This window comes from Caldimonas sp. (assembly GCF_046289365.1).
GTDB lineage: Bacteria > Pseudomonadota > Gammaproteobacteria > Burkholderiales > Burkholderiaceae_C > Caldimonas.
Window position 1 is genome coordinate 1 of sequence record NZ_JBKBVU010000232.1, and the last position, 4,375, is coordinate 4,375.

Below are 4,375 nucleotides of genomic sequence, written 5' to 3' on the forward strand. Positions count from 1 at the left end.
AGAACCGCATGGGGCTGCGTGTTCCGGTGCTGCTGCCGGCGGCCACTGGGTTGGTGTCGGTGCCGCAACCGGCGCCGCCGACGGTGCTGCCCGATGCGCGCAGCTTCTTCGTCGACCTGGTCTACAACTTCCTGGCCTTGCCGCCCGAGCCGATGCGCCCGCGCGCGGCGGACCCGCGCCTGGGGCATTTCACCCATGCGCACACCGACCTCACGCGCGACCTGCCGGTGCAGCCGCGGGTGCACCACATCGCGCGCTGGCGGCTGGAGAAGGCCGATCCGCAGGCCGAGCGCTCGCCGCCGCGTGAGCCCATCGTCTTCTGGCTCGACCGCAACATCCCCGAGCGCTATCGCCGGGCGGTGCGCGAGGGGGTGCTGGAATGGAACCGGGCCTTCGAGCGCATCGGCTTCGTCGGGGCCATCGAGGCCCGCCAGCAGCCCGACGATGCCGACTGGGACACCCTGGACGCCCGCCACGCGTCGATCCGCTGGTTCGTCGGCATCGACGCGGCCTCGGCGCGCGGGCCGCACCATGCCGACCCGCGCACCGGTGAGATCCTGGACGCCGACATCGCGATCGCCGACCTCTTCGCCCGCGGGGCGCGCCGCTTCATCGTCGACACCCCGCGCTCGGGCAGCGAGGAACGGCTGGCCGAACTCACCGCGGCCTGGCGCGGTGAAGCCGCCCCGGGGGCCTGCCTCTATGCCCGCGAGGTGGCCGCCGAGGCCCAGTTCGCCTGGGAGCTGCTGCAGGCCCGGGGCGATGTCGGCCCCGACGGCTCCCAGGCCGAGGCCTTCGTGCAGGCCGTCATCAAGGACGTGGTGATGCACGAGGTGGGGCATGCCCTGGGCCTGAAGCACAACTTCAAGGCCTCCACCACGGTGTCTTTTGCGCGGCTGGGCGACGCGGCCTACACGGCTGAGCGCGGCATCTCGGGCTCGGTGATGGACTACAACGCCTACAACCTTGCCCCGGCGGGCCAGCCGCAAGGCGCGATCGTGAACACCACGCTCGGGCCCTACGACTACTGGGCCATCGAGTACGCCTACCGGCCTTTTGCTCCCGACGAGGAGGCACAAGGCCTGGCACGCATCGCTTCGCGCAGCCGCGAGCCCGAGCTGGCCTATGCCGACGACTTCGACGCCGGGGGGATGGGCGGCTTCGAGAGCTTCGACCCACTGGCCAACCGTTTCGACCTCGGCGACGATCCTCTGACCTACTACGAGCGCCGCCTCGTGCTGTCGCAGGAGCTGTGGCAGCGCCTGCAGACGCGCGAGCCCCAGGCGGGCGAGGACCCGCAGCGTTCGCGTCGCGCGATGATCAGCGGCTTCGGCCCGCTGCGCATGGCAGCCGACCTGGCTGCCAAGTATGTCGGGGGGCTGGTGCAGGTGCGAGACCTGCCGGGCCCGCAGGCGCGGCCCACCTACACACCGGTGGCCGCCGCCGAGCAGCGCCGTGCGCTCACCTTCCTCACGCGGCATCTGTTCAGCCAGGACAACTTCCGCTTCCGCCCCGAGTTCCTGCGCAGCTTGCCCACCGACTACCTCGACCGCAACGTCGCCGGCCCGGTGTCGGTGCCCGAGTTGGTGCGCGGTGTGCAGTCGACGGTGCTTGACCGGCTGCTGAGCCCGGGCACGGCCGCCAGGGTGCTGGAGGCACCGCTGTATGCGAAGGCGGGGGAGAGGGTGCTGGGGCTGGACGAGGTCTACCGCGGGCTGCAAGAAGCGGTGTGGAGCGAGCTGCGCACCGGTGGCGAGATCGCGCCGCTGCGGCGCCAGCTCCAGCGCGAGCATTTGCAGCGCCTGTCCGGGCTGCTCATGCGGGGGGCGGGGGCGTTGCCGGCCGATGCCCTGAGCCTGCAGCGCCTGCTCGCGCGCCAGTTGCTGGCCGACCTCGACGGGGCGGTGCGCGGTGCGGGCCGGTCGGTGACCACGCGGGCCCATCTGGAAGACAGCCGCGCGCTGCTGGCGCGCTCGCTGGATGCGTCCTTCCTGCGCCAGCCCTGACGCCGGGCTCGTGGGGCCTCAGGGCTGCAGCCAGCGCGCGCCCTCGGCGTCGAAGCGGGCGCGGCGGTGGCCCTCGCGGTGCAGCTCCAGCCAGTCGATGCTGTCGATGCGGGCAAAGAGCACGCCGAAATGTCCGCGATCGTCGCGGGGCAGCGTGGGGCGCACCGGGGCGTCGATCGTGTGGCCCGGCGGCAGCGGCGAGAGATAGTCCTGGGCGGCCGGCGAGAGCTTCAGCCGCGCCCAGCGCGACAGCACACTCACGCCTTGGGTGTCGAGGCTGAGTTGCACGCGGCAGCGCAACTGCCAGCCCAGCGTGGGCGACCACATCACCACAGTGGCGCGGGGGTGTTCGAGGAGCTGCGCCACCTTGCCCGAGCGGATGTCGGTGTAGAAGACCAGCGTGCGGGCTTGCACATCGACCTCGCGCAGCACCACGACGCGGGCATCGGCCCCGTCGGCCAGCCCGGTGGCCAGCACCGGTGTGCGCCAGGCGTGCTGGCGGTCCTGTGCGGCGCGGGCCAGCTCCTGCCACACCGCCGCCTCGACGGCGGCGAGCGTGGCGGGGCGTTCAGTGCGGGTCATGATGGGTGTCAATGCTCCCGCCGCAGGGCAGGGAAGAGGATCACGTCGCGGATGCTGGGGCTGTCGGTCAACAGCATGATGAGCCGGTCGATGCCGATGCCACACCCCCCGGTCGGGGGCATGCCGTATTCCAGGGCGCGGATGAAGTCGGCATCGAAATACATGGCCTCCTCGTCGCCGGCGGCCTTGTTCGCGGCTTGGGCCTGGAAACGCGCGGCCTGGTCCTCGGCGTCGTTGAGCTCCGAGAAGCCGTTGGCGATCTCCCGGCCGGTGATGTAGAGCTCGAAGCGCTCGGTCTTGGACGGGTCGGTGTCGGAGGCGCGCGCCAGCGGCGAGACCTCCACCGGGTGGTCGATGATGAAGGTGGGCTCCCAGAGCTTGTCCTCCACCAGTTCCTCGAAGACGGCGAACTGAAGCTGCGCCAGGCCCCAATGGGCCGGCGCCTCCTGGCCCAGGAGCCTGAGCTCCTCGCGCAAGTAGGCCGGGTCGTCGAGCTGGGCCTCGTTCAGGCGCGGGGCGTGCTTGAGCAGGGCCTCGCGGATGCTCAGGCGCGCGAAGGGCTGCTCCAGGTCCACCACGCGGCCCTGGTAGGTGAGGGTGGCCGAGCCGGTCGCGTCGCGTGCAGCCTGACGGATCAGCGCCTCGGTGTAGTCCATCAGGTCGTGGTAGTTCCAGTAGGCCGCATAGAACTCCATCATCGTGAACTCGGGGTTGTGGCGCACCGAGATGCCTTCGTTGCGGAAGTTGCGGTTGATCTCGAACACCCGCTCGAAGCCACCGACGATCAGGCGCTTGAGGTAGAGCTCCGGCGCGATGCGCAGGAACATCTCCTGATCGAGCGCGTTGTGGTGGGTCACGAAGGGCTTGGCGTTGGCGCCGCCCGGGATGGGGTGGAGCATGGGCGTCTCCACCTCCAGGAAGCCGTGGCCGGTCATGAACTCGCGGATCGCGCTGACGGCCTTGCTGCGCGCCACGAAGCGCCGACGGGCGTCCTCGTCGGTGATGAGGTCCACGTAGCGCTGGCGGTACTTCTGCTCCTGGTCCGTCATGCCGTGGAACTTGTCCGGCAGCGGGCGCAGGCTCTTGGTGAGCAGGCGCAGCCGCGTCACATGCACCGACAACTCGCCCGTCTTGGTCTTGAAGAGCCGGCCTTCGGCACCGAGGATGTCGCCCAGGTCCCAGTGCTTGAAGGCGGCGTACGCCTCCTCACCAATACCGTCGCGGGTGACATACAACTGGAGGCGACCGGTGGCGTCTTGCAGCGTGCAAAAGCTGGCCTTGCCCATCACGCGCTTGAGCATCATGCGCCCGGCCACGCTGACGTTGAGCTGGAGCGGCTCGAGTTCCTCGTTGGGCTTGTCTCCATATTGCTGCACCAGGGCGGCCGCCCGATGCTGGGGCTTGAAGTCGTTCGGGAAGGCCACGCCCTGGCGGCGGATCGCGGCGAGCTTCTCGCGACGCTCGGCGATCAGCTGGTGGGTGTCGGTGGCCGGGGCCGCAGCCTCGGCGGCGGCAGGCGTCGCGCGGTCGGTCATGGTGGGGGGCGAAAAGGCGGGAAACCCACAATTTTACCGGGCCGGCGCCCGTATCATCCGGCCGTCTCCCGCCTGCCGCCGGCCCTGAACCGTCCCTTGCCCGATGCTCGCGTCCCTGCCCCGTTCGGCCCTCGGCCACTTCCTGTCGAGGCTGGCGGCCGTGGGCCTGGGACTGGTCCTGCTCGGCCTGGTGGCCCGCCGGGGGCCGGCCGAGCAGGGGGTGTTCTCGCTGTTGATGGCCACTGAAGCGCT

Annotated in this window: 3 protein-coding genes; 1 reads left to right on the forward strand and 2 read right to left on the reverse strand. The window is 70.6% G+C overall.

Annotated features, from left to right (window positions below; all coding sequences use genetic code 11):
• The coding region (locus ACK42S_RS15980) for a zinc-dependent metalloprotease (RefSeq protein WP_409709788.1) at nucleotides 1–2,006 on the forward strand (2,006 nt) is incomplete at its 5' end.
• An 18-nt stretch (nucleotides 2,007–2,024) separates the two neighbouring features.
• Here ACK42S_RS15980 and ACK42S_RS15985 read toward each other — a convergent pair.
• A complete protein-coding gene (locus ACK42S_RS15985; protein WP_409709791.1) occupies nucleotides 2,025–2,588 on the reverse strand; it encodes a pyridoxamine 5'-phosphate oxidase family protein in 564 nt (187 codons plus the stop codon).
• Nucleotides 2,589–2,596: 8 nt separating this feature from the next.
• Nucleotides 2,597–4,123 carry a lysine--tRNA ligase gene (lysS, locus tag ACK42S_RS15990; protein ID WP_409709794.1) on the reverse strand — a complete coding sequence of 509 codons (1,527 nt, stop codon included), beginning with the start codon at nucleotides 4,121–4,123 and terminating at the stop codon, nucleotides 2,597–2,599.
• Nucleotides 4,124–4,375 lie beyond the last annotated feature (252 nt).